Source organism: Bradyrhizobium sp. CCBAU 45389, assembly GCF_028128625.1.
GTDB lineage: Bacteria > Pseudomonadota > Alphaproteobacteria > Rhizobiales > Xanthobacteraceae > Bradyrhizobium > Bradyrhizobium liaoningense_B.
The window spans coordinates 15884-40197 of sequence record NZ_LBIY01000072.1 but is presented as its reverse complement, the minus strand read 5'-3'; the positions used below and the strand labels follow the sequence as shown (position 1 = coordinate 40197).

At 63.9% G+C, this 24314-nt stretch carries 24 protein-coding genes; 10 read left to right on the top strand and 14 right to left on the bottom strand.

The window, feature by feature from the left end:
• From XH79_RS08670 to flbD, 7 genes are all read left to right on the top strand, one after another.
• On the top strand, positions 1-711 hold the full coding sequence (locus tag XH79_RS08670; protein WP_271581386.1) for a flagellar hook assembly protein FlgD: 711 nt from the start codon (positions 1-3) through the stop codon (positions 709-711).
• A gap of 360 nt (positions 712-1071) precedes the next feature.
• Positions 1072-1347, top strand: a complete 276-nt coding sequence (sciP, locus tag XH79_RS08665) for a CtrA inhibitor SciP (protein ID WP_002714638.1) — start codon at positions 1072-1074, stop codon at positions 1345-1347.
• A gap of 179 nt (positions 1348-1526) precedes the next feature.
• Positions 1527-3137, top strand: coding sequence for a flagellar basal-body MS-ring/collar protein FliF (fliF, locus tag XH79_RS08660; protein WP_212345286.1), 1611 nt, complete (start codon positions 1527-1529; stop codon positions 3135-3137).
• A 17-nt stretch (positions 3138-3154) separates the two neighbouring features.
• The gene (gene fliG / locus XH79_RS08655) at positions 3155-4249 is read left to right on the top strand and encodes a flagellar motor switch protein FliG (RefSeq protein WP_212345284.1); all 1095 of its coding nucleotides are present in this window, start codon (positions 3155-3157) and stop codon (positions 4247-4249) included.
• Entirely contained in the window at positions 4249-4869 is a 621-nt protein-coding gene (locus XH79_RS08650) for a FliH/SctL family protein (RefSeq protein ID WP_212345282.1), read from the top strand. Before fliG ends, XH79_RS08650 begins: the two co-directional genes overlap by 1 nt.
• Positions 4870-4872: 3 nt before the next feature.
• Positions 4873-5223: a flagellar motor switch protein FliN gene (gene fliN, locus XH79_RS08645; protein ID WP_018641467.1), complete on the top strand. Its 351-nt coding sequence runs from the start codon at positions 4873-4875 to the stop codon at positions 5221-5223.
• A 39-nt stretch (positions 5224-5262) separates the two neighbouring features.
• Entirely contained in the window at positions 5263-6645 is a 1383-nt protein-coding gene (flbD, locus tag XH79_RS08640) for a sigma-54-dependent transcriptional regulator FlbD (protein ID WP_271581385.1), read from the top strand.
• An 85-nt stretch (positions 6646-6730) separates the two neighbouring features.
• Here flbD and XH79_RS08635 read toward each other — a convergent pair whose 3' ends face one another.
• Positions 6731-7063, bottom strand: coding sequence for a GYD domain-containing protein (locus XH79_RS08635; protein WP_018641469.1), 333 nt, complete (start codon positions 7061-7063; stop codon positions 6731-6733).
• A gap of 527 nt (positions 7064-7590) precedes the next feature.
• Here XH79_RS08635 and XH79_RS08630 point away from each other — a divergent pair.
• The gene (locus XH79_RS08630) at positions 7591-8739 is read left to right on the top strand and encodes a M20 family metallopeptidase (RefSeq protein WP_271581384.1); all 1149 of its coding nucleotides are present in this window, start codon (positions 7591-7593) and stop codon (positions 8737-8739) included.
• Positions 8740-8862: 123 nt separating this feature from the next.
• Here the strand turns inward: XH79_RS08630 and XH79_RS08625 are convergent, their stop codons facing one another.
• From XH79_RS08625 to XH79_RS08585, 9 genes are all read right to left on the bottom strand, one after another.
• Positions 8863-9018, bottom strand: a complete 156-nt coding sequence (locus XH79_RS08625; protein ID WP_167523728.1) for a hypothetical protein — start codon at positions 9016-9018, stop codon at positions 8863-8865.
• A 91-nt stretch (positions 9019-9109) separates the two neighbouring features.
• A complete protein-coding gene (locus XH79_RS08620; RefSeq protein WP_212345276.1) occupies positions 9110-9691 on the bottom strand; it encodes a flavin reductase family protein in 582 nt (193 codons plus the stop codon).
• Between the two features lie 32 nt (positions 9692-9723).
• Positions 9724-10560, bottom strand: coding sequence for an ATP-binding cassette domain-containing protein (locus XH79_RS08615; RefSeq protein WP_271581383.1), 837 nt, complete (start codon positions 10558-10560; stop codon positions 9724-9726).
• Between the two features lie 20 nt (positions 10561-10580).
• Positions 10581-11387, bottom strand: a complete 807-nt coding sequence (locus XH79_RS08610) for an ABC transporter permease subunit (protein ID WP_271581382.1) — start codon at positions 11385-11387, stop codon at positions 10581-10583.
• Positions 11384-12550 carry an FMNH2-dependent alkanesulfonate monooxygenase gene (gene ssuD, locus XH79_RS08605; protein WP_271581381.1) on the bottom strand — a complete coding sequence of 389 codons (1167 nt, stop codon included), beginning with the start codon at positions 12548-12550 and terminating at the stop codon, positions 11384-11386. Before ssuD ends, XH79_RS08610 begins: the two co-directional genes overlap by 4 nt.
• A gap of 8 nt (positions 12551-12558) precedes the next feature.
• Complete coding sequence (locus XH79_RS08600) at positions 12559-13512, bottom strand: sulfonate ABC transporter substrate-binding protein (RefSeq protein WP_271581380.1); 954 nt, start codon at positions 13510-13512, stop codon at positions 12559-12561.
• Between the two features lie 38 nt (positions 13513-13550).
• Complete coding sequence (locus tag XH79_RS08595) at positions 13551-14501, bottom strand: sulfonate ABC transporter substrate-binding protein (protein ID WP_212345266.1); 951 nt, start codon at positions 14499-14501, stop codon at positions 13551-13553.
• 383 nt (positions 14502-14884) lie between these two features.
• Entirely contained in the window at positions 14885-16048 is a 1164-nt protein-coding gene (locus XH79_RS08590) for a cytochrome P450 (RefSeq protein ID WP_271581379.1), read from the bottom strand.
• 402 nt (positions 16049-16450) lie between these two features.
• Entirely contained in the window at positions 16451-17626 is a 1176-nt protein-coding gene (locus XH79_RS08585; RefSeq protein ID WP_271581378.1) for an OpgC family protein, read from the bottom strand.
• A 783-nt stretch (positions 17627-18409) separates the two neighbouring features.
• Between XH79_RS08585 and XH79_RS08580 the strand changes: the two genes are divergently transcribed.
• A complete protein-coding gene (locus XH79_RS08580) occupies positions 18410-19402 on the top strand; it encodes a helix-turn-helix transcriptional regulator (RefSeq protein WP_333938861.1) in 993 nt (330 codons plus the stop codon).
• Positions 19403-20079: 677 nt separating this feature from the next.
• Here XH79_RS08580 and XH79_RS08575 read toward each other — a convergent pair.
• Positions 20080-20259: a hypothetical protein gene (locus XH79_RS08575; RefSeq protein ID WP_271581405.1), complete on the bottom strand. Its 180-nt coding sequence runs from the start codon at positions 20257-20259 to the stop codon at positions 20080-20082.
• Between the two features lie 352 nt (positions 20260-20611).
• Here XH79_RS08575 and XH79_RS08570 point away from each other — a divergent pair, with 352 nt between their 5' ends.
• Complete coding sequence (locus XH79_RS08570) at positions 20612-21724, top strand: helix-turn-helix transcriptional regulator (protein WP_271581377.1); 1113 nt, start codon at positions 20612-20614, stop codon at positions 21722-21724.
• A 348-nt stretch (positions 21725-22072) separates the two neighbouring features.
• Here XH79_RS08570 and XH79_RS08565 read toward each other — a convergent pair whose 3' ends face one another.
• The 3 genes from XH79_RS08565 to XH79_RS08555 form a co-directional block, all read right to left on the bottom strand.
• Positions 22073-22852: a helix-turn-helix transcriptional regulator gene (locus tag XH79_RS08565; RefSeq protein ID WP_212345248.1), complete on the bottom strand. Its 780-nt coding sequence runs from the start codon at positions 22850-22852 to the stop codon at positions 22073-22075.
• Positions 22853-22942: 90 nt separating this feature from the next.
• Entirely contained in the window at positions 22943-23368 is a 426-nt protein-coding gene (locus tag XH79_RS08560) for a YybH family protein (RefSeq protein WP_245003959.1), read from the bottom strand.
• 217 nt (positions 23369-23585) lie between these two features.
• The gene (locus XH79_RS08555) at positions 23586-24305 is read right to left on the bottom strand and encodes a hypothetical protein (RefSeq protein ID WP_271581376.1); all 720 of its coding nucleotides are present in this window, start codon (positions 24303-24305) and stop codon (positions 23586-23588) included.
• Between the last annotated feature and the right edge of the window lie 9 nt (positions 24306-24314).

Genomic DNA, 24314 nt, shown 5'->3' with positions numbered 1-24314 from the left:
ATGACCACCACGAATGCCGCCACCGCCCCCGCCGTCGTCTCAGGTACGACGCAGCCGACATCGTCGTCGTCCTCCTCGTCGAACTCGCTGAGCTCGACCACGGGATCGACGCTCGCCGGCAACTTCCAGACCTTCCTGACGCTGCTGACGACGCAGTTGCAGAACCAGAACCCGCTCGATCCGCTCGACACCAACCAGTTCACCCAGCAGCTGGTGCAATTCGCCGGCGTCGAGCAGCAGCTCAAGACCAACGACTCGCTGGCGCAGCTCGTCACCCTGCAGCAGACCACCCAGGCGACCCAGGCGCTGGGCTTCGTCGGCAAGACCGCGCTGGTCGACGGCTCGACCGCGACGATGAAGAACTCGTCGGCGACCTGGCATCTCAACGTGCCGTCCGATTCCACCGTCGACATCACCATCGCCAATGCCAGCGGCCAGACCGTGTTCACCGGCAAATACACCGCCGCCGCCGGCACCGACATTCCCTTCACCTGGAACGGCATGGGCAATGACGGCACGCAATGGCCCGACGGCAAGTACACGATCTCGGCGACCGGCAAGGACGTCGCGAACAACAATATCGGCATCGCCGCGCAGGTGCAGGGCGTGGTGTCGTCGGTCGATCTGACCCAGTCACCGCCGCTGCTCACCATCGACGGCGCCAGCTACACGCTGAGCCAGGTGAAGAGCATTATTGCGGCGAGCGATTGAGGCTGTAGCGGTTCAACATACTCGGTGTCGTCCTGGCGAAAGCCAGGACCCATAACCACCGAACGTCGTTTTAGTGCGAGGACGTGACCCCGAGTCTTCGCAGCAACTACTCCCTGGGGTATGGGTCCTGGCTTTCGCCAGGACGACGGTTGAGGGGCCTTGCGACACCACGGCAGGCCCCGTTCGTTAGTAAAGTATTTACCTTCTACCCGCCTGGCCGGCCTTTTCGCCCGCCAGGCCGGCCGCGTTCCCGCAAGTTTCAACGAGAATTGTATTGAAGCCTTAGGCTTAGCGGATTTTTAAGCCGCGGGGGTTACGGTTACGGCGTGAGTTCAGTGGTTGAGAGTTTGTGAGTACGCCATGACAGAACCCCATCGCCCGAGGGTAAAATACGTCATCGGGCCGGACGGCAGTCCGCTGACGATCGCAGATCTGCCCGCACCCGGCACCAAACGCTGGGTCATCCGCCGCAAGGCCGAGGTCGTCGCCGCTGTGCGCGGCGGACTTCTCTCCCTCGAGGAGGCCTGCAGCCGATATACCCTGACGGTCGACGAATTCCTCTCCTGGCAGTTTTCCATCGACCAGCACGGTCTGGCGGGTCTTCGCACCACCCGCATCCAGCAATATCGCCAGTAAGCGATCCGGAAATCTGCGGCTTTTGACGAAAATCGGCCTCGCCCAGCGAGGCCGATTTTTTTCATGCCGCTACTTTTGTCCGACCTCTTAACCTTCGTTAACCATATCGAAACCATCCCCTAGGCAATAATTGCCCAGTCGGCCGCTCGGTTGCGGGTCGCATTGGTCGGGGCGGTTGCTTGCAAGGTCTTGCGGACTTCTTAAAAAGTATCGGTGCCGCCCGGTTCGGGGCGATGATCGCGGTCACCGCCGCGCTCATCGGCTTCTTCGCGTTCGTCATCATGCGCGTCACCACGCCGCAGATGACGACGTTGTTCACCGACCTCAGCGTCGAAGATTCCTCCAGCATTGTCAAAGACCTGGAACGCCAGGGCATCCAGTTCGAAATCCGCAATGAGGGCTCCATCATCATGGTGCCCAAGGACAAGGTCACGCGCCTCAGAATGAAGCTCGCCGAGGGCGGCCTGCCCAAGGGCGGCGGCGTCGGCTACGAGGTGTTCGACAAGTCGGACGCGCTCGGCACCACCTCCTTCGTCCAGAACATCAATCATCTGCGCGCGCTGGAAGGCGAGCTCGCCCGCACCATCCGCGCCATCGACCGCATCCAGGCCGCCCGCGTCCACCTGGTGCTGCCCGAACGGCCGCTGTTCGCGCGCGAGGCGCCGGAGCCGTCGGCCTCGATCGTGGTCCGCGTCCGCGGCTCGCTCGAAGCGCAGCAGATCCGGGCCATTCGCCATCTCGTCGCCTCCGCCGTCAACGGCCTGAAGCCGCAGCGCGTCTCGATCGTGGACGAGGCCGGCCAGCTGCTCGCCGACGGCGCCCAGACCGATCCGGAGCAGGCGCTCGGGGACGAGCGCCGCACCGCCTTCGAGAAGCGGATGCGCAAGCAGGTCGAGGACATCGTCTCCTCCGTGGTCGGATCGGGCCGCGCCCGCGTCCAGCTCTCCGCCGATTTCGACTTCAACAAGGTCACCCAGACCTCGGACAAGTTCGACCCCGAGGGCCGCGTGCTGCGCTCGAGCCAGACCCGCGAAGAAAGCAGCATGACCGCCGACAACAACGGCCAGGTCACCGTCAACAACGAGCTGCCCGGCAACCAGCAGAACAACGGCGTCGCAGCCAAGGACCAGAGCAAGAAGACCGAGGAGACCAACAATTACGAGATCTCCCGCACCACCAAGACCGAGGTGACCGAGGCCGGCCGGGTCAACCGCATCTCGGTCGCGGTGCTGGTCGACGGCATCTACACCAAGAACGACAAGGGCGAGCTGGCCTACACGGACCGCACCAAGGAGCAGCTCGACCGCATCGCCACCCTGGTCCGCTCGGCGATCGGCTTCGACCAGAAGCGCGGCGACCAGGTCGAGGTCGTCAATCTGCGCTTCGCCGACGCCCCTTCCACTGCGCCGATCGGCGAACCCAGCGGCTTCCTCGGCATGCTGCAGTTCACCAAGGACGACGTCATGTACTTCGTCGAGCTCGGCGTGATGATGCTGCTCGGCCTGGTCGTGCTGTTCATGGTGATCCGCCCGCTGGTCAAGCGCATCCTGGCGTCCGACGAAGTCGCCGCCGCCATCTCCGGCGTGCTCGCCGGCCCGGCCGCGAGCGACGAGGCCGCGCCGGCCGGCCAGCCGCTCCTGCCGAGCGGCGCCGCGAGCGCGATCGACGTTGCCACCATCCAGGGCCAGGTCCACGCCCAGTCCGTCCACCGCGTCGGCGAGCTCGCCGAGCGCAACCCGAACGAAACCGTCGCCATCATTCGCCAGTGGCTGACCGAACCCGCAAAATAATCGAGAAGTGAGCTGACATGGCCGGCAATCTGCAGAACGCCAACTCGAACGACATCACCAGCGTGATCTCCACGCTCGGCCAGCGTGCCGGCAGCCGCGCGGGCGGCGGCAAGGTCGAAACGGTCGCGGGGCCGAAGCGCGCCGCGATCCTGATGCTGGCACTGGGCGAGCAGTATGGCGGCAAGATCTGGTCGCTGCTCGACGACGACGAGGTGCGCCAGCTCTCGCTGGAAATGTCCACGCTCGGCACCGTCGAGGTCGACACGGTGGAGGACATGCTGCTCGAATTCGTCTCGCGCATGTCGGCTTCCGGCGCGCTGATGGGCAATTTCGACGCGACCGAGCGGCTGCTCCAGCAATACCTGGCGCCGGAGCGCGTCAACGGCATCATGGACGAGATCCGCGGCCCTGCGGGGCGCAACATGTGGGAGAAGCTCTCCAACGTGCAGGAAGAGGTGCTCGCGAACTATCTCAAGAACGAATATCCGCAGACCATCGCGGTCGTCCTCTCGAAGCTGAAGCCGGAACACGCCGCCCGCGTGCTCGGCATCTTCCCCGAGGAGCTGGCGCTGGACGTCGTCAACCGCATGCTGAAGATGGAGGCGGTCCAGAAAGAGGTGATCGAGAGCGTGGAGAAGACGCTGCGCACCGAATTCATGTCCAACCTGTCACAGACCCGGCGCCGCGACGCCCACGAGGTGATGGCGGAAATCTTCAACAATTTCGACCGCCAAACCGAAACCCGCTTCATCACCTCGCTGGAAGAGGAGAACCGGGAATCGGCCGAGCGCATCAAGGCGCTGATGTTCACCTTCGACGACCTCGTCAAGCTGGATTCCGGCTCGGCCCAAACGTTGATGCGCAACGTCGACAAGGACAAGCTCGGCGTCGCGCTCAAGAGCGCCAACGAGGACGTCCGCAACTTCTTCTTCGGCAACATGTCCTCGCGCGCGGCCAAGATGCTCCAGGACGACATGGCGGCTATGGGCCCCGTGCGCCTGCGCGACGTCGACGAGGCCCAGGCGCTGCTGGTCAACCTCGCAAAGGACCTCGCCGCCAAGGGCGAGATCATGCTGACCAAGAACCGCGCCGACGACGAGCTGGTGTATTGATGGGCGCTCCGGCCAAATTCCTGTTCGATACCGACTTCGCGGCGCCCGAGCGGACGCGCGAAAAGGCTGCGACCGCGGCCGAGATCGCCCAGAAGGTCGCCGAAGCCGAGGCGCGCGCCTATCAGGACGGCTTTGCCGCCGGCCAACGCGAAGCCAAGGCCGAGAGCGACCGCCGCGTCGCGCTCGCCATGGAAGAGATCAACATCGGCATCCGGGGCCTGGCCTCTGGCATCGGCAACATCGAGACCAAGATGGAGACCGAAGCGGTCGAGGTCGCGATCGCGGTGGCGCGCAAGCTGTGCGCCGATCTCGTCGCCGCCGAGCCGCTCGGCGAGATCGTCGCGCTGGTCAAGGACTGCTTCTCGCACCTGGTCGCGACGCCGCATCTCGTCGTCCGTATCAACGATTCGCTCTACGACAGCGCGCGCGAGAAGATCGAGCGGCTCGCCAAGCAGAGCGGCTTCGAGGGCCGGCTGGTGATCCTGGCCGAGCCTGAAATTGCCACCGGCGACTGCCGGATCGAGTGGGCCGATGGCGGCGTCGTGCTGGAGCGTGGCGCCATCGCGGCCAAGATCGACGACATGGTCGGACGCTATATCGCGTCCCGGAGGGGGAGCTAAGCCATGAGCGACACCGACGGACAGGTCCCGCTGCCCGATCTCAACGGCCCGATGCCTCCTGCCGGCACCGACGTCGGCTACAACGAGGACGAATATGCGGCCCGCGCCGCCGCCGACCTCGAGGCCGTGTTCGACGTGCCGGTGCAGGTCTCGGCCGTGCTCGGCCGCTCCAAGATGGACGTCAGCGAGCTCTTGAAGCTCGGGCCCGGCACCGTGCTCGAGCTCGACCGGCGCGTCGGCGAGGCCATCGACATCTACGTCAACAACAAGCTGGTCGCCCGCGGCGAGGTCGTCCTGGTCGAGGACAAGCTCGGCGTGACCATGACCGAAATCATTAAGACCGAGCGCACGTGATAACGCGCAATAGCGCGACCAGACGGACAGGAGACTGACATGCGGCTTCTCATCGTTGGCACATTGAAGGGCCAGCTCACCACCGCTACCAAGATCGCGATGGAGAACGGCGCCACCGTGACCCATGCCGAGGATCACGAGCAGGCGATGCGGGTGCTGCGCGGCGGCAAGGGCGCCGACCTGCTGCTGGTCGATGTCGCCCTCGACATTCGCGACCTCGTGATGCGGCTGGAGGCCGAGCACATCCACGCTCCGATCGTCGCCTGCGGCATCACCAACGACGCCCGCGCCGCGGTCGCCGCGATCCATGCCGGCGCCAAGGAATACATCCCGCTGCCGCCGGATCCGGAGCTGATCGCCGCAGTGCTCGCGGCCGTCGCCAATGATTCCCGCGAGCTGGTCTATCGCGACGAAGCCATGGCCAGGGTCATCAAGCTCGCGCAGCAGATCGCCGGCTCCGACGCCTCGGTGATGATCACCGGCGAGTCCGGCACCGGCAAGGAAGTGCTGGCCCGCTACGTCCACACCCGCTCGGCCCGCGCCAAGCGGCCGTTCATCTCGATCAACTGCGCCGCGATCCCCGAGCACCTGCTGGAGTCCGAACTATTCGGCCACGAGAAGGGCGCCTTCACCGGTGCCGTCGCCCGCCGCATCGGCAAGTTCGAGGAAGCGACCGGCGGCACGCTGCTGCTCGACGAAATCTCCGAGATGGACGTCCGCCTGCAATCGAAGCTTCTGCGCGCCATTCAGGAGCGCGTGATCGACCGCGTCGGCGGCACCAAGCCGGTTCCGGTCGACATCCGCATCATTGCGACCTCGAACCGCAATCTCGCCGAAGCCGTACGCGAGGGCACGTTCCGCGAGGATCTCTTGTTCCGCCTCAACGTCGTGAACTTGAAGATCCCGCCGCTGCGCGAGCGTCCGGCCGACATCCTCGAGCTCGCCCAGCACTTCGTGAAGAAATATGCCGAGGCCAACGGCGTGCCGCTGCGCCCGCTCTCGGCGGAAGCGCGCCGCGTGCTCTCCACCAATCGCTGGCAGGGCAACGTCCGCGAGCTCGAGAACACCATGCACCGCGCCGTGCTGATGGCGCAGGGCGACGAGATCGGCGCTGACGCGATCATCACCCCGGACGGCGATCGCCTCGATCTCGCCAAGACCGCTCCGGCCGTCGCGCATGCGACCATGGCCGCCGAGCAGGTGACGCGCGCGCTCGTGGGTCGCACCGTCGCCGACGTCGAACGCGACCTGATTCTGGAGACGCTGAAGCACTGCCTCGGCAACCGCACCCACGCCGCCAACATCCTCGGCATCTCGATCCGCACGTTGCGCAACAAGCTCAACGAATACGCCGACGGCGGCATCCCGATCCCGCCCGCGGGCACGCCCGGCGAGTATCCGCGCATGCCGGCCATGGGGTGAGCGCTGATCTTAAAGCTCGACGTCTGCAAAACGGCCCGGAGCGCCGCAAGCGTTCCGGGCCCGATCGTGTCGCGATCTGTCCGAACTATTTGCCCGGCGGGACGTAGGAGCTTGCGAGCTTCGCGGCCTTTTCCGCGATGCTCTTGAATTCGCCCATCTTCCAGGCGCGCACGGTTTCGATCTTGGAGACGGCGCCACTGGCGGCGGCAACCATTCCAATCGCAATAGCATCGGAGCCGTCGGGAAACTCCGTGACGAGCACTGCGTCGTGCTGACCAGTCGTCATGAAAGCTCCCTGGAGCTTTCCGCCGGCTTTCTCGACCAGCGCACCGATGACTGAGGTACGATCGATCGGCTTGTCGACCATTCCCTTGATGCCCGCGTTTGAGTATGAGACGTATGAGATGAACAGCGGCATGTTTTCTCTCCGTCGAAGTTAGAGCGACAATACCTGTAGTCTTGGAAAGAGCTCTCCGAGCGAGAGCAAGGCACGGCCTGCCGACGGCACGCGAGCTGCCTTGAAAATAGAGCTGCGGACCTCGGCACATCCAACTGGCAGCTTGTGCCGATTATAACGGACTCAGCAATACTGCGCGAACGGTAAGCCAAACCTACCCATTTGCAGCGAGACGATCGTGCCCGCCGCGAGTGAAGCAGTTCACGATCGATACGCATCAGGATCGGTAGAATTTGGAGTGAGGTGATGTCGGCCACAGACCGCGTCCGCCTTCTCAAACGTCCTTCAACTCGAAAGGGAAAACAGGGGATACCCTTCGTGGACGATCGCGCTGGCTTTTTGCAGCGCCGTAGCCCGCATGAGCGCAGCGTCATGCGGGACGGTGCGGCGGCTTTTCGAGCGCCGAACACATGGCCGCACCGCATCCGGCGACTAGGTCACGCCGGAGCAAGGTCCTATAACCCCGCGTGAGAACCACGAGGGTACATATGTCTGAAGCTCAAATCACGGACTGGCTGGCGTCGCAGAAGCAGGCGATGATCGATCTCTTGCGCGATGTCGTGAACATCGATTCCGGATCCTACGACAAGGAAGGCGTCGATGCGGTCGGTGCGCGGTTCGAGCGGCACTTTGCCGAGCACGGCATTCCATTCCGGCGCGAGAGCCACGGCACCTTCGGCGATGCGATCCATGCCGAGGTGGCAAAGCCCGGCAGCAACGAGAAGCCGGTGCTGTTGATGGGCCATCGCGACACCGTGTTCGGCAAGGGCGAGGCCGGGCGGCGGCCGTTCACGATCCGGGACGGGCGCGCCTACGGACCGGGTGTCTCCGACATGAAGTCCGGCCTCGTCATGAACGTGTTCGTGGCCACCGCCTTCCATAAATTCGGCGGCTCGCCGCACCCGATCAAGGTGCTGATCACCTCGGACGAGGAGATCGGCTCGCCCGCCTGCCGTCCCATCATCGAGCGCGAGGGACACGCCGCACGCGCGGTGTTCAACTCCGAGCCGGGCCGGCCCACGGGCAATGTCGTCACGGGGCGCAAGGGCGGCATCTTCATGCACATGAGCATCACCGGCAAGGCCGCGCATTCCGGCGCCAATTTCGCCGCCGGCGTCAGCGCGATCGGCGAGCTCGCGCACAAGATCGTGCAGATCCACGCGCTGACCGATCTCGACAAGGGCATCACGCTCAATGTCGGTCTCGTCTCCGGCGGGCAGTCCGTCAACACCACGGCGCCGTTCGCCGAAGGCCAGATCGACCTGCGCTATGTCGATCCCGCCGATCGCGCGCGGATCATGGCCGCGATCGAGAAGATCGTCGCAACCTCTTACGTCCCGGGCACCAGCGCGACGCTGACGATCAAGGGGGAGTTCGTGCCGGTGGTGCAGAGCGCGGAGTCGAAGGCGCTGTTCGAAGGCTATCAGGCCGGAGCAAGGCAGGTCGGCCTCACCACGCTGCAGGGCGAGTTCTCCGGCGGCTGCGCCGATTCCGGCTTCACCGCAGCGGTCGGCACGCCGACCATCTGCGGTCTCGGCCCGGTCGGCGGTCTCGCGCACACGCCGGAGGAATATCTCGAGGTCGACAGCATCGTGCCGCGCGCACAGGCGCTGGCGCTGGCGATTTTGCGGGGGTGATTGCCGCAACCGCAGTGCCGTAGGGTGGGCAAAGCGAAGCGTGCCCACCACTGCTGCCATCGCGCAAAGATGGTGGGCACGGCGCAAGGGCGCCTTTGCCCACCCTACGAGACCGACCAAGTTCTACGAATAACTCGGCGCATCCGGCTTGCGGAAGATGTGGATGGGGTCACCCGGCACGATCGGCTGGCCCGAGAACATCGCATAGGCGTAGAGCGCGAGATAGGCGATCGCCAGCGCGCCGATGGCGTAGAAGGCTAGGGTCGCGACGCGCTTCATCGATCCGCTCCATTGCCATCCCGCATGGGAGGCCCAGGGCGCTTCTAGAGCGATGAGGCGGAAAAGGCCAGCCGGCGCCCGCGGGCGGCGATCAAATGCCGCGCCGGGCGCGCGCGGGAAGGCTGACGTCGGCCAGCTTCGCAGCGTCCTCGTCCTGGTCGACCGCCACATACTGGCCGTGCCAATAGGCGAGCGCCGCATTGCGCGTCGAGTTCCTGACGTCCCTGACGCGGCCGATGACGATGCCGTGCGAGTGCCGCTCGACGATCTCCTCGACCTCGCAGTCGAACACCGACAATGCGCCGACCAGCAGCGGAACTCCCGAGACCGCCGTCACCCATTTGGCGCCCGCGAAGCGATCGGCGCCCTTCAGCCCGCCCTTGCCGGCAAAGCGCTCGGCAACGTCGAGCTGATCGGCATTGAGGATGTTCACGCCGAACGCGCCGTGGCGCTTGATCAGCGGGAAGGACGAGGCATCGCGGTTGATGCTGACCAGCAGCGTCGGCGGCTCCACCGACAGCGAGGTCACTGAGGTCACCGTCATGCCGGTGATGTCCTTGCCCCGCCCGGCGGTGATGACGCTGACCCCGCCGGTGAGGTGGCGCATGGCGCCGCGGAAATCGGCGGGCGAAACAGGGATTTCGGTCATGAGATCGCGAGGCACTACATTCATGGCATGGTCCCCGAAATGGGGTTCCCCTGTATTTAGGTACGATCGTCCGCCGACAAAAGGTGGCTCAAGATCGAGCCTTCGAGGGCGGCAAGCTCGGCCGAGCCGCGCTCCCGCGGCCGCGCGGCGTTAACCACGACGTCATGGGCGATCCGGCCCTCGTCGATCACCAGCACCCGGTCAGCCAGCGCGACGGCCTCGGAGACGTCATGGGTCACCAGGATCGCGGTAAAGCCCTGATCCCGCCAGACGCGCTCCAGGAGCCGCTGCATCGAGATCCGGGTCAGCGCGTCCAGCGCGCCGAGCGGCTCGTCGAAAGCGAGCACGCGGGGACGGGACACCAGCGCACGGCCGAGCGCAACGCGCTGCTTCTGGCCGCCCGACAGCACCGACGGCCACTGGTCGCGCTTCTCGGCAAGCCCGACTTCGTTCAGGGCCTGCTCGGCGCGGGCATGCGCGTCTTTCGACGCACGATCGCGGCCAAGGCCAACCTCGACATTGGCGAGCACGCGGGCCCAGGGCAACAGCCGCGGCTCCTGGAACATCACGCGGATGTCTTCGGGCTGGACGTCGCCGCCGAAGCTGATGCTGCCCGCGTCGATCTTGTCGAGGCCTGCGATCAGCCGCAACAGCGTGCTCTTGCCGCAGCCGCTCTTGCCGACGATGGCGACGAACTGGCCGGCGGGGATGTGCAGGTCGATGCCGCGCAGCACCTCGTTGCTGCCGAAGGATTTGCGCAAGCCCCGGATGCTGAGCGGCAGGCCGCTGGTCTGCACCGGGCGCTCCTCGCGCACCACACGGGCGTGAGGCGCGAAACTGGCGCGGCTGGCAAGCTCGGTCTCGGGAAGGGACGTACGAAGCGCTGTCTGCATGTGATTCCCAGTATTTCTGCTCAACGTTTCTGGAAGGCGGGGTGCCACGAGAGCGTCAGACGCTCCAGCACGCGGGAGGCGCTGTCGGCGAGCTTGCCGAGCAGGGCGTAGATCAGGATCGAGAGCACGACGACGTCGATCAGCATGAACTCGCGCGCCTGCATCGCCATGTAGCCGAGGCCCGATGACGCCGCGATGGTCTCGGCGACGATCAGGGTCAGCCACATGATGCCGAGCGCGAAGCGGATGCCGACGAAGATCGAGGGCAGCGCGCCCGGGAAGATGACGCGGCGGAACAGTTCGCCATCGGTCATGCCGTAGATACGGCCCATCTCGATCAGCTGGGGATCGACGGTGCGGATGCCGTGCAGCGTGTTGAGGTAGATCGGGAAGAACACGCCCAGCGCCACCAGGAACAGTTTTGCGCTCTCGTCGATGCCGAACCAGAGGATGACGAGCGGGATCAGCGCCAGATGCGGCACGTTGCGCACCATCTGCAGCGTGGTGTCGGTGAGCTTGGCCGAGAGCTGCGACAGGCCGTTGGCGAGGCCGAAGGCGAAGCCGATGCTGCCGCCGATCAGGAAGCCGATCGAGGCGCGCCAGAACGAGACCCAGATGTTGCGGACGAGCTCGCCGGAGAGCAGCAGCTTCCAGCCGGCGAGCGCGACGTCGCTCGGTGCCGGCAGCACACGTGTCGGCACGAAGCCGGTGACGCAGGCGACCTGCCAGATCGCGATGATGGCGAGCGGCACGATCCACTGGACCAGGCCGTCAACCCGCGGCAGGCGGAAGCTGCGCGGAAGCGAAACACTGTCGATGAGGCTCATGATTGCGACACCCGATGCTGCGGACGGAAATCGCTGCCGACCGTTTCGCCGAAAGGACCGCCGTTGAAGTGCAGCTTGGTCACATTGCTCGGCTGCTCCAGCGAGAGCAGCGGGAACACGAGCTCGGCGAAACGATAGGCTTCCTCCAGATGCGGGTAGCCCGACATGATGAACGTATCGATGCCGATGTCCTGATACTCCTTGATGCGCGCCGCGACCGTCTGGGGATCACCGACCAGCGCCGTGCCGGCGCCGCCGCGCACGAGGCCGACACCGGCCCACAGGTTCGGCGCGATCTCGAGCTTGTCGCGCTTGCCGCCATGCAGCTGCGCCATGCGCTGCTGGCCGACGGAGTCCATGCGGGCGAAGTTCTTCTGCGCGGTGGCGATGGTGTCGTCGCTGACATGCTTGATCAGCTCGTTGGCGGCGCGCCAGGCCTCTTCATTGGTCTCGCGGACGATGACGTGAAGACGGATGCCGAAGGACAGTTTTCGGCCGCGCGCCTCTGCGGCCGCCCTCACCTTCGCGACCTTCTCGGCGACCTGCGCCGGCGGCTCGCCCCAGGTGAGATATTTGTCGACGGCATCGACCGCGACGTCGATGCCGGCATCCGACGAGCCGCCGAAATACAGCGGCGGACGCGGCGACTGCACCGGCGGGAACAGCAGCTTGCCGCCCTCAACATGGATGTGCTTGCCCTCGACATTCACCGTCTTGCCCGCGAGCAGGTCGCTATAGACGTTGAGGAACTCGCGGGTGACCTCGTAGCGCTCGTCATGGCCAAGGAAGATGCCGTCGCCCTTGTTCTCGACGGGATCGCCGCCGGTGACGACATTGACCAGAAGCCGGCCATTGGTGACGCGATCGAGCGTTGCGGTCATGCGCGCCGCCACGGTCGGCGATTGCAGGCCGGGGCGGACCGCCACGAGGTAGCGCAGCCGCTCGGTGAACGGCGCGACGCTGGAGGCAACGATCCAGGAATCCTCGCAGGATCGCCCGGTCGGCAGCAGCACGCCGAAATAGCCGAGTTGGTCGGCGGCCTGCGCGACCTGGCGCAAATAATTGAAGTTGACCTCGCGGCCGCCGATGCCGGTGCCGAGATAGCGGCCGTCACCGTGCGTCGGCAGGAACCAGAGGATGTTGGCGTTGGATTGCTTACTCATGACTGTGCTCACGAACCGGGTTTCCGAGCGACGTCGGAAATCTTGATGGATTTGGGGATCAGGTTGAGCGCGAAGAACGCATCGGCAACCTGTTGCTGGTCGGCGATGACGGTATCGGTGATCGGCTTGATGCCGTAGGACTGCCGCTTCAAGGCCACCTCGACCACGGGGACGGACAGGCCGATCGCCGGCGCCAGTTGCTCGGCGACTGCATGGATGTCGCCCTTGGCCCAATCATCGACGGAGCTGAGCTCGGCGAGCACGGCGTCGACGATCTTGGGATTGGCTTCGAGGAATTTCTTCGAGGAGAAATAGAACTGGTAGTTGGCGACGATGCCGGTGCCGTCGGCGAGCGTGCGCGCGCCGGTGGCGGCTTCCGCGGCAGCCTGGAACGGATCCCAGATCACCCAGGCATCGACCGCGCCGCGCTCGAAGGCAGCGCGCGCATCGGCGGGCGCCAGGAACACCGGCTCGATCTCGGAATATTTGACGCCCGCCTTCTCCAGCGCCTTGACCAGGAGATAGTGGACGTTGGAGCCCTTGTTGAGCGCGACCTTCTTGCCCTTGAGCTCAGCGACCGATTTCAGCGGGCTGTCCTTCGGCACCAGGATCGCCTCGCCCTTCGGCGCCGGCGGCTCGTAGGCGACATACTGGATCGGCGCACCGGCGGCCTGCGCGAAGATCGGCGGAGCTTCGCCGGTGTTGCCGAAATCAATCGCGCCGACATTGAGCGCTTCGAGCAGCGGCGGGCCGGAGGGGAATTCGGTCCACACCACCTTGTAGCCGTCGGCAGCGAGCTTCGGCTCCAGCGTGCCCTTGCTCTTGAGCAGCACCAGCTTGCCGTATTTCTGGTAGCCGATACGGACCACCTTGTCCTGACCGTAGGAGGTGCCGACTGCCGCGGCGACAATGCCGATCGACAGCACGATGGCCGCGATCAGACGCTGGATGATACGCCTCATGTTCAAGCCCTTGTACGTGGGAAGATCGGTCGGCACGATCAGGCTGCCGGGTTGCGCCAGACGATGTCGCGGATGACGATCGGCTTTGGGATCAGGCCGAGCTTGTGGAAGCGGTCGGCGACGCCCTGCTGGGTCGCAACGATGTCGTCGGTGACGGGACCGACAACGAAATTCGCGCGGTTGGCAGCAACTGTCTGGATGTCCAGCGGGACGCCGGTGATTGCGGCGAGCGATTTGGCGACCTCGTCGCGATGCTGCTCGGCCCATTTGCCGGCCGCGGTGGTCACATCGACGATCTGTTGCAGGATGGCGCCATGGTTCCTCGCGAACTCGCGATTGGCGATGTAGAAGGAATTGGTCTTGGTGACCTCGCGCGCATTGATCAGGATGCGGCCGTTCTGCTTGGTCTCGCCGATCGCGAAATACGGATCCCAGATCGCCCAGGCCTCGATGCTGCCATTGGCGAAGGCAGGGCCGGCGTCCGGCGGCGTCAGATACACCGGCGTGATGTCGGCATAGGTGAGGCCGGCCTTCTCCAGCGTCTGCACGACGACGTTGTGGGCGCTGGATCCCTTGGTGAAGCCGATGCGCTTACCCTTCAAGTCGGCGATGGTGCGGATCGGCGAATCCTTCGGCACCAGGATGCCCTGGCCGTTGGTGATGGGCTGGCCGGCGGCGTAGACGATCGCCGCGCCCGCGGCCTGGGCAAACACCGGCGGGGAATCGCCGACCGCGCCGAAATCAACGCTGCCGACGTTCATCGCCTCCATCATCGGAGGTCCAGAGGAGAACTCGATCCATTTCACTTCAATGCCCTGCGGCGTGAAATGTTTTTCCAGGGCAGCCTGCTGGCGCGTGATAACCAGCACGCCGGTCTTCTGGTAGCCGATACGAATTTCCTTCACCGCGCCTTGCGCGATGGCGGGCGAGGCCAAGGCAGCGGCGGCCGCCGTTCCGATCGACAGTTTCAGGAAGTCCCGACGTTGCATTCCACACTCCCGGCCGCGTGCGGCCGTCATTCATCTGCGTTCGGGAATGATGGTGCGCCTTGGCGGAGGTGTCGAGACGTGCGGAAAAATAGCGATGCGAGCACTGCGCGTGTGGCGAGGTGCATGAATAATCTTTCAAACGGCCGCGACGATGCAGACGGAATTTTTCCGCACGCGAATGTGAGGGCCGCTCGGATTCCTCACGCTGCACTGACGACCTGAACAAAAAAGTCGCAAAACAACCCCATGCACAGTAGCCGGGGCGTGCGAAAACAACGACTTACGCATTATCCGAAATTAATTTGACCCGTCGGGCAAAACAGGAGCATGATGGCATGATCGGCGAATGGGAGCCGTCGGGGCGCGCGCAGGCACCGGCCGGCCTAATGCCATCTCACCGGCAGATTCTGCAGCCCGCGAAACGCCCAGCCGCCGATCCGCAGCGGCTCGTCGTCGGCAATCTCGATGCGGCCCGCACGGGCGAACAATGTCGGCAGCGCGACGTCGGCGATCATCGCGCGCGAGGCGAAGGCACCGGCGCAGAAATGCGGGCCGGCGCCGAAGGCGACGCTCTTGGTGGTGTCGCGCCGCACGTCGAACTGGTCGGCGCGCTCAAAATGCGTCTCGTCGCGATTGGCGGAGCCGAACATCAGGAACACGCGCTCGTCGAGCTCGAACGACACATCGCGGATGGTCCAGGGCTTGGCGATCCGGCGCGGCGACATGCCGATCGGCGAGATCCAGCGGGCATATTCCTCGAAGGCCTGGAGCCATGACACTTCACCGCGCAGGACCAGATCGAGCTGGCCGGGATGGGTGAGCAGCGCCCACACCGTGCCGGCGATCGCCTTGCGCGGTTCGTTCTGGCCACCCGAGATCGCGAGCTTTACATTCGCACGCACGCTTTCCATCGGCATGCCCGAGGCAAGGAGCACGCCCAAAATGCTCTGGTCGGGATGCTTGTGCATGACCGGCAGGATGTCGTCGATCGCGGCATCGATGCCCGCCGTCGCCGCATGGCAGCGCGCCTCGACCGCGGGATCACCGGCATAGTTGGCGATGCCCTCGATCATGCCCTGCGACCACGCGTCCATATCCTGGAAGCCGATATTGGTGAGGCCGGTGATCGACTTCAGGCACTCGCCGGAGAACGGCAGCGCGAAGTCGCGCATGAAATCGATGCGCCCCGGCTCGATGGAAGCGATGATGCGGTCGGCATGGGACTGGAACAGCGCGGTCCAGTGCGCCTTCACCGTCTTCGGTGAGATCGTCGGGAACATCGCGCGACGCTCGACCTGATGCGCCTCGCCGTCCTTGCGCATCATGTTGTGGCCCATCAGCCGGTTCATCAGGCCGGCGGGCTGATGCGAGGAGAACACGTCGATCTGCTTCTCCGAGATCGAGATGTCGTCGCGGCTCGTCAGCAGCGTCGAGCCGAGCTGCGGCACGAACGCGATCGGCGCCTCCTTGCGCATCTTCGCGAGCATCGGATAGGGGTCGGCCCAGAACGCGGCCGGGTCGATGTCGATGCGCGGCGCGGTGCTCAAGGCGGCGGCCTCCCTTGGGATTTTGGCTATCGTTCGGGCCAGACTAGCGCACTGGAGCGCCGCCGTCTGTCCCCAGCGATGGGGACAGACCGCACTGGGGCATGTCTTCATAAAGCCGGGGCACGCAGGGCGCGATTGCGAGGTCCGCATTGACCACGACAGCGGGCATCGACAAACGCATGAGCGAAAGTCCGCTAAGGGCCAACATGTGACATTCGCAGTGAAAGAGGCGCCAACTGAAAGAGGCCGCCTTACTTCTCTCGGGATCGCTCCAATATCTCAAGGACCTTGCCGGATCGCTCCAAGACGAAAGTGCTCTTTGGCAGCGTCATATAATTGTCCGCCAGCATCTGAAGCTGGTAGCGAAAATGCGAGTCAGAAGCCTCTTCGGCCGCTACCAGTTTAGCGAACCGGTGGAACTTTCCCGATCGACTGCGTCCCCGCTGACTTCCGCTCGCGCTGGATGCCGATCGCGTTCAGTAACCGCGCGACGCCGATCATCATCAGCACTCCGGCAACACTAACCACGATCTGCATCGCAAGCCCCTCCGAGAGATCGAGCAGCGTAAGCTGGCTGGCGAGCGCGAGAAGGACGCCGAGACAATAGATCGGCAGCGAATTCTCGCCACAGCACCTTGCGCAGCTCAGCACCGGCGTCGATAGCCCCTCCCAATTCCGCGGAATGAATCGTAGCGTCACCATTGCAAGAGCCACAAAATGCAGCAGCCGCATCGGACTGAGATTCGATTTATCCAGTGGAAATGGCAGGTCCCTCAAGATTTGCGAGAGCAGCGGCTCGATGCTCCAACTCTGTGCAAGGATCAGGGCGAAAACTAGATAGAGAACGGCCAGAACAAGCGTCAAGCGCGACATCGCCCACGGCCGGAATTTCTCTCCCTCGATGACGCACCATGCGCCCAACACGATCAGAAACTGCCAAGCCAGCGGATTGAAGAACCAGACGCCGTTGGGCCAGGCGGGAACTCTCCAACCAAAGACCTGCACGACCGCGTAGAGCAACAAGGACACCCCAAGCGTGACGTTCGGCGCTCGCAGCAGCAGCCACAGCAGCGGCGCAAACAGCACGTGAAAAATCACAAAAACCGGCAGGATGTCAGTGTTGACAGGCCGGTATTGCAGGATTGCGGCGTGCGCAAGCGTCGCGCCCGGACGTTCGAGCAGAACTCGCGTATTGCTCCCGTCGGCGAGATCATCGCTACCCGCAAGGTAGACCAGGATGGCGCAAGCGAGTGTAAGCAGCAGAAACGCCGCGTAGATGTCCCATCCCCGGCACAGCGAACGGCCGATCATGCCGCCCCAGCCCTCGCGCTCACGCGCCCTGCCGTAGGCCAGTGCGCAGGTCACGCCCGAGAGGAACATGAAGATCTCGGCGGCATCGCAGAAGCCGTAGTTGCGCGGTGTCAGCCAGCTCCCGATGTTATTGGGAACATGATCGAGAAAGATCCACCATAACGCGATCCCGCGGCAGACATCGATACGCAGATCGCGGCCGTCAGCTCTGAACACCGGCGGAGTTTCGCCGAACAATCGCGTCGAGGTTTGAGTTCGATCGTCCATCTGTTGGCCCGCGCTCGCGCCTCATAGGGTCGACAACGCGCTCCAGCTACCCGATGGATGATGGAGACTCCTTCGTCGCCCAGCTACTCCTTCGAGCGCCAGGGTCGGGAGGATCATCGTCCTCCCAAGGCGCTTCCAGGATTTTGTCGCCAACGCCCCGTATCAAAAGTTGCTTTCGCATTTCGGTGAGGCGGGCCCGGCAGTACTCGCGATAAAGCATGTCGAGTATGGTGGACATGTTCGAACCTCTTCCTGATCACCACGGTCGACGTCCCATGCGACGGATTTCGACCATTTCATCCGGCAGCTAAAAAGGAGCAGTGCCGGGAAGTAATTTGGGTCCGACGAACCTTAAAGGTGATGCGGCGATCAAGGCACGACAGGAAACCGGATCAGATGACAGTGTTGTTCTGCGGAACTTCTACCCGCGGGCCGATGAGCCCGATCAGTCAAAGTTGGATCTGGTCTTGCAGACTGCAGGGATGTTCAAACTGGATCCGACGGCAGCAATTTGAAATAGAGCCCTTACAATCATCTCCTTTTAAAGGAGATATTTGCACGCGGCATTTGCAATCAAAAATTGCCGTAATTTTCTGGTCGCCACGTGAGCCAGTTCACATCAGCATCAATCACAGGTGAATGAGACTAGCAGACAAATGAAGTAGCTTCTTGGAATCCTGCGTACCTGAGGAGACGGTCGGTGCGCGAATTGCAAAATACGGATACCGGCAGCTGACCTGCCGCAGCATTTGCGCCAGTGGCTTATCAAGGCTGGAGGTCCCCATGTCTACGGACGCAGCCAATTTCGTATCGCATCGATTCTCGACGCGCGAGCATCCGGAGCGGATGCGACTTCCACTATGGCGCGAGAGGTTTGTGCGGGGAATAGTTCACGTCGATATCGAACCTCTAACGAACGTTCCGTTTCAAGCCGACGCAACATTGCAAGCGCTCCGGGGTCTACGCACTCTCGCACTGAAAGGCTCTCCCATGCGCTTCAAGCGCTTGCGGGCGAGCGTTGCTGACGGCGACGACTCGATCGGCCTCATCGTCTGCTTACCCGGCAAAAGTCGTTTGTCGCAGCGCGGCCGGGACATCGAGCTTTGCGCCGGCGATGCAACCTCGATTCTGCATTCGGAGCCCGCTACCGTCACCTATATCGACGGAATACTATTTGGTCTGGCGGTACCCCGCGAGGCGCTTGCGCAGCGCGTGACAGACATCGAGAGCCTCGCCATGCGGCCGATTCCTCAGCGAAATGAACCACTCCGCCTCCTCATGGCCTATCTGAAGTCAGCATTTAAGGAGGGGGCTCTGGCCGCCCCCAAGCTGCGTGATGCGGTCGTAGCCCACACCTGTGATCTTGTTGCGCTCGCGGTCAGCGAGTGCGCTCCCTTGGGCGAGAGCGATGCGAGTGCGGTCGTGGTCGCGCGCCACAGCGCCGTACTCGACTACATCGGGGCACACTTTCAGAAGCCTGGGCTTAGCGTCGAGGAGGTCGCTCATCGCCAAGGCATTTCACCTCGCTATCTGCAGCGCCTGATGGCGTTATCAGGATCATCGTTCACCGGGCACGTGAATGAGCTACGTCTCCAACTTGCGTTCAAACTGTTAACCGAGGCGCGCGTCAGCGCGCAGCTAATTTCCGATATCGCGCTGGAGGTAGGCTTCTCGGATGTTTCGCATTTCAATCGCCTGTTCCGAGCTCGCTTCGGCGATTCGCCGCGTGGGGTTCGTCACGCCGGCAGAGATCCCGGCCGAGCCACGTGCCCCTGATCGGCGCGTGCGCGAGATCCTGCTAGCGAATGTCCGCATTGGGTCCAAAAGGCGACGATCCTGGCGGGCGAGCTGCGTGTCCGCTTTGCTCTCGGAAGCAGGCATCGCGGACCTGGAGCAGCCCTTAGTTCAGGCGGCTAGGCCCCGTAAGCAGCGGCAGCACAATCGCAAACAGTTCGTTCTGCGAGGAGATGCCGGAGCCGCTCATGGGCGCGCTTTCGCACATTGGCAGCCAGATCACGGGCAACGCCCGAGGCACTCGTTTCAACTCAGATGGCAGCTCCGGCCAGCAAGAAAGCGCCGCCAAGCGCGACCATCACAAGTCCAGGCCAGTTCGATTTGACGCCGAAGCCGCTCCCGGGCTTTTCAGGCTCCAGCGTGTCACGCCCGGAGCGAAGCCACTTCCCGCCGCTGAATCGGCCTCGCCAAATGGGCTGAAACGCCATTTGGAATACGCCGCCGAAAACAAGGAGCACTCCAAGCCATATGAGAGTCATGCGCACCTCCTCTACCCGCGAACGCCGATAGGTTGCTGCGTGGTCCATTCAGCGTCTGCCGGCTGCTCTCGGATTGAGACCGACCTTAAAAGCCGCCGGGCGGACCAGCGCGCTGCACGCAGGCTGGGGATCGCACTGAAGCTCAGTTACCGAAGCTCAGTCTATGTCTAAGCGTCCTGCTTAGTCCTCGTCCGGCTCGCGCACGACCGCCGGTTCGTCGGTTTGGTTCTCTTCTTCGTCTTGCTCGTCCTCCTCATCCTCTTCGTCGTCATCAGGATCTCGGGGCGGCATCGTGTTGGTCATGATCGCGAAGACATGCCGGTCAATTTTAGCGCGAACCAGCTCAGGAAGTAGGGTCATGATGTTGCTCCTCGGATGTGACCCCTGCGACACTCTACCCCTGTTCGGCGGAGCAGACACGAAATTGGCTGCCTCCGCGGGCGAGGTCCGGCTGGAACCCCGGCGATCACCGGTGCCCCCAGGTCCTGAGATCGCGCGCCGCCCAGATAACCCAAGACCCCTCAAATAGTTGAAATGTGAACATGATTTCTGCTAGGCGTCCATGGGGGCCCGCCCGGGAAATAGTAGCAATTGAGTTCCGCTGAAGTGGGTTGGTATCAAGGGCCTTGGACGAGCGAAGCACGAAGGCTGATACGAAAATTCACGCCGCGCGTCTGAAAGATCGGTCGAATCTGATGAGTCCATCGTGGCAATGACGGGCATCGATTTCGAGCAGATTGTGGATCGCATCCATGAGGCTGCGACTGTCCCGGAACTCTGGCCGGACGTCCTGGAAGAAATCGCTCATGCCGCCGGTGCGCATGGCATGGTCATGATTACCACAGACTCCGATCAGTGGGCCGGCGTCTGGAATGGCGTCGTGACGTCGCCGTCGATCCGTGAGGCATTCTCGGCGTTCCTGCGTGACGACATCTCCAGTCGCACGGAGACGACCCCCAGGCTCCTGGCACTTGATCACCCCGGCTTCGTCAGCGAGCAGGATGTCTTTTCGCTGGAAGAATGGGAGCGCGATCCCTATCGGGTGGAATGGAACAAGAAGTGGGGCTTCGAGCACGCCTGCGCGACGGCCGTCCGCAGCCCATCCGGTGAGATCATCGTGTTCCATATGGAACGATTGGCCGGCCGCCCCGCTTTTTCGCGGCAGGACCTCGATTTTCTCGACCGGTTTCGCCCCCATCTCGCGCGGGCGGCTCTGCTGTCGACGCGCTGGCGTCTCACCCGGATGCGGGCGGCAACCGAGGCGCTGTCGCTGGTCGGCTTGCCAGCCCTCGCGATTGCGCGCTCCGGACGGGTTCTGGCAGCGAATGCCCTGATCGAAGCCATGACGGACGTTCTGAACTGGTTGCCGAAGGACCGGATCGCCATCAGGGACCGCGCGGCCGACACAATGCTGCGCGCCGGCCTGGCTCAACTGGATTCGCCGGACAAAGCCGTCTGCTCCTTCGCCGCGCGTCGCACAAGCGATCTTGACCGGGTGGTCCTTCATCTCGTTCCGATGCCGGGTGAGGCACGCGATCTGTTCGACGGGGCGGTTGGCCTCCTCATTGCGACGCCAGTCACCGCCTCCCAGGCGCCGAGCCTGGCGCTCATTCGCGGCCTGTTCGATCTCACCCCCAGCGAGGCGCGCGTTGCGCGCGGAATCGCGCAAGGACAGACGATCGGCGACATCGCGGCGCATCACGGGCTGAGTCGCGAGACAATCCGCACCCAGATCAAGGCCGTCCTTGCCAAGACGGGAACCCGCAACCAGAAGAGCGCAGCTGCGCTCTTCGGTGCCATCCCCAGATTGCAGCTAAAAGACTGAAGCCGGACTCATCCAGCCCGATCAGATCTACCTGGTATGAGCAAGCTCCTCTTCACCCAAATGGGTGAAGACACAGGTCGGCCCTCCGGGTTCAACTGTGCCGAAGTTGGATGTCTGACGAGCGGCGGGGATGGCGACACCGGAGTTTCCGATTTTCGAAGTGACCCTGGCACCGCGCAGGCGGAGGAAATGGAACTGGAGCGTCTGCACCGTCCAGGGCGCGGTCGTGATGCAGGGCCGGGAATCCAGTCGACCTGCCGCAAAGTACCAGGCCGAAAGAGCGCTTTTCATGCTGCTCCTGACCGCGCCCTATCGGTCGCGACTTTCCGTATAGCAGGCGCCCAGGCGTTAATTCAGACCGCGCGTCAGCAGGCGCAGCACGATCGCGAACAGCTCGCCCTGCGATGAGATGCCGAGCCGCTCATAGGCGCGCTTGCGGTAGGTCAGCGTCGAATGCAGGCTGATGCCGAGCTCTCGCGAGATCGCCTCGGAGCTGAAGCCTGCGAGGATGCGGCGGCAGACCTCCTGCTCGCGCGGCGTGAGAGCGGCGAGCGGCGGACGGGTCGCGAACAAGGCCGCGAGAGACTGATCGGGCGCTGCCTTCTCCTGAAAATGGCGGGCGACGCTTGCCGCGATCGCCGGCGCGATGGCCTCTAGCCGCGCGCGCTGCGCGGCGTCGAAACGGCCCTGCGCGGCGATGCGATAGAAGTTGACGTAAAAGCAGGTGTCGCCGGTCCAGATCGCGGCCGCGCATTTGTCGACGATGCCGGAATCCTGGAAGAAGATTTTTCGATAGCGCGCGCCGTACATGCGCGGCGCGAACGCCGGCAGCATGATCGGCGCATCGCCCTCGCCTTCGAACAGCGCGTCGCGGTTGGGATCGGATTCGTGGAACTGGCCGGCATAGGCCGCGCCGAGATCGCCGCCGATCGGGATGTTGCCGGCATCGAGCAGGCAGCGCGCGGCGCCGGCGCGGCTCAGCGCGAAGACCATGCAATGGCCGACCTCCGCCTGCCGGCGCAGCGTGTCGATCAGAACGTTTGGGAAGTCGGAGCGGCCGATGGCGAGCACCGCGGCCGTGACATCACCCGCCGCCGACGGATGTGTGGGCACCGCCTGAGACCGCATTTTCCCTCCGCAACCGTTGTTTTGCGACAGGATAGCAGCAACGGGATTTTGACGGAAGTCGGAGCGGCCTCAACTACGCCTGCGAGCGGCCTACTTGCCATCGTTCCATATGTCGGTGGTGAGCTTCCAGTCATTTCCGACCTTTTCCCAAACAACGACGTACTTCCCGGTCACTTCCTGCGGTGTCGGCGCCTTGGTCTTCAGGGCAAACGTGCCGATCTCGCGTGCCGCCAAAGGGCCAAGCGCCTTCACGTCAACAACCGTGAGCTTGGGATCGCCGACCTGCTCCGCCATGCTTTTCCACATTGCCTCGATGGCTGCTCGGCCCCGCACCATCGGAGAGCCGGGCGGCAGAGCGGTCGCATCGTCGCTATAGAGCGAGGCAATGCCAGAGAAATCGCCCTTGTTGAACAATTCAACAAATTTGGCATTGATCGCTTCAATCTCGGACTTCTGAGCCAATGCCGGAGCCGCCAGCGAGCTCACGAACACAATCACCAGTGCGATGTTGCGCATGATCATCTCCAACTCAATCTACGACTCGAATGCAGCGCGACCGTTGCTCCAGAGGGGATGCGTTGAATGCCGCATCCCAGACCGCGTTTGGCGCAACGGCAACTCCGGGGGATTACCGTAAGCAATATTGACGAGATGCAGGATGCGGCAAACGCGATGACCGGCGAGCAATGCTGCGGGACTCGCAAGCGCGAGTGACCCCGGGGCTTCCATTCGCTCAATGGCGCAACAGCACGGCATCGCGCAGCGCGCGGCTCGAGCTTAGGACTGAGCCAACTCCCAAGGCCATCAGCAGCAAGCCCACCCAGGTTGCCGTCCAGCCTCTCTCATCGGCCGCTTCCGCAACGCGGATGCTCACCGGGGCAAAGGCCGCGTCGCTTGCGGGCGCTGCAAGCTTCTGCACATCTGCTTGGGCCGGCACGGCGTTCTTGGGCGTGGGCTGGCCGGTTTGAAGAGGGGTCGCGGGCGCGGCCGGCATCGAGGGCGGCGTGCTCGTACCGACAACGAAAGCGGCATCAGCGACCTTGACCTCGCGTGGAGGCGGCGTCGGCTGGACGCCCTCTGCCAGTGCGGAGCGCTCCAGCTCCGCGCGCGCATCAACTACCGAGATCCGCCGCCTGGGCCGCGCAGTTTCGTTCTCGTCAGGATTGGCGCGGCGATGGGCCAGGCGACGATGAGCCGGCTTTTTCACCGTGGTCATACGATCGGCCAGGAACCAGCATTTGCGGCCCTGATCTCGCCGATAGACCCAGCGCTGGTCCTCACCGGCCGAGTTACCGGGCCGCGGCAAGCATTCCGCCTGCGCCGGAGCGGTCGCCGCCGGCTCGCGCGCAGGGCTACTGAAAAGGTCGGCAAGAGGGTTGGACAACGCAGGTGTCGCTGCCAGAACCCCAACAAGAACTAAACTCGCCTGGCAAAGCCGCAAATGACCGGACATCGAAAACTC

What these genes read in the sequence shown, in the direction of transcription:
- XH79_RS08670 (WP_271581386.1), top strand. Translation starts at nt 1, where the DNA reads ATGACCACCACGAATGCCGCCACCGCCCCCGCCGTCGTCTCAGGTACG.
- sciP (WP_002714638.1), top strand. Translation starts at nt 1,072, where the DNA reads ATGACAGAACCCCATCGCCCGAGGGTAAAATACGTCATCGGGCCGGAC.
- fliG (WP_212345284.1), top strand. Translation starts at nt 3,155, where the DNA reads ATGGCCGGCAATCTGCAGAACGCCAACTCGAACGACATCACCAGCGTG.
- XH79_RS08650 (WP_212345282.1), top strand. Translation starts at nt 4,249, where the DNA reads ATGGGCGCTCCGGCCAAATTCCTGTTCGATACCGACTTCGCGGCGCCC.
- fliN (WP_018641467.1), top strand. Translation starts at nt 4,873, where the DNA reads ATGAGCGACACCGACGGACAGGTCCCGCTGCCCGATCTCAACGGCCCG.
- flbD (WP_271581385.1), top strand. Translation starts at nt 5,263, where the DNA reads ATGCGGCTTCTCATCGTTGGCACATTGAAGGGCCAGCTCACCACCGCT.
- XH79_RS08635 (WP_018641469.1), bottom strand. Translation starts at nt 7,063, where the DNA reads ATGCCGCTGTTCATCTCATACGTCTCATACTCAAACGCGGGCATCAAG.
- XH79_RS08630 (WP_271581384.1), top strand. Translation starts at nt 7,591, where the DNA reads ATGTCTGAAGCTCAAATCACGGACTGGCTGGCGTCGCAGAAGCAGGCG.
- XH79_RS08625 (WP_167523728.1), bottom strand. Translation starts at nt 9,018, where the DNA reads ATGAAGCGCGTCGCGACCCTAGCCTTCTACGCCATCGGCGCGCTGGCG.
- XH79_RS08620 (WP_212345276.1), bottom strand. Translation starts at nt 9,691, where the DNA reads ATGAATGTAGTGCCTCGCGATCTCATGACCGAAATCCCTGTTTCGCCC.
- XH79_RS08615 (WP_271581383.1), bottom strand. Translation starts at nt 10,560, where the DNA reads ATGCAGACAGCGCTTCGTACGTCCCTTCCCGAGACCGAGCTTGCCAGC.
- XH79_RS08610 (WP_271581382.1), bottom strand. Translation starts at nt 11,387, where the DNA reads ATGAGCCTCATCGACAGTGTTTCGCTTCCGCGCAGCTTCCGCCTGCCG.
- ssuD (WP_271581381.1), bottom strand. Translation starts at nt 12,550, where the DNA reads ATGAGTAAGCAATCCAACGCCAACATCCTCTGGTTCCTGCCGACGCAC.
- XH79_RS08600 (WP_271581380.1), bottom strand. Translation starts at nt 13,512, where the DNA reads ATGAGGCGTATCATCCAGCGTCTGATCGCGGCCATCGTGCTGTCGATC.
- XH79_RS08595 (WP_212345266.1), bottom strand. Translation starts at nt 14,501, where the DNA reads ATGCAACGTCGGGACTTCCTGAAACTGTCGATCGGAACGGCGGCCGCC.
- XH79_RS08585 (WP_271581378.1), bottom strand. Translation starts at nt 17,626, where the DNA reads ATGGACGATCGAACTCAAACCTCGACGCGATTGTTCGGCGAAACTCCG.
- XH79_RS08580 (WP_333938861.1), top strand. Translation starts at nt 18,410, where the DNA reads ATGTCTACGGACGCAGCCAATTTCGTATCGCATCGATTCTCGACGCGC.
- XH79_RS08575 (WP_271581405.1), bottom strand. Translation starts at nt 20,259, where the DNA reads ATGACCCTACTTCCTGAGCTGGTTCGCGCTAAAATTGACCGGCATGTC.
- XH79_RS08570 (WP_271581377.1), top strand. Translation starts at nt 20,612, where the DNA reads ATGACGGGCATCGATTTCGAGCAGATTGTGGATCGCATCCATGAGGCT.
- XH79_RS08565 (WP_212345248.1), bottom strand. Translation starts at nt 22,852, where the DNA reads ATGCGGTCTCAGGCGGTGCCCACACATCCGTCGGCGGCGGGTGATGTC.
- XH79_RS08560 (WP_245003959.1), bottom strand. Translation starts at nt 23,368, where the DNA reads ATGCGCAACATCGCACTGGTGATTGTGTTCGTGAGCTCGCTGGCGGCT.
- XH79_RS08555 (WP_271581376.1), bottom strand. Translation starts at nt 24,305, where the DNA reads ATGTCCGGTCATTTGCGGCTTTGCCAGGCGAGTTTAGTTCTTGTTGGG.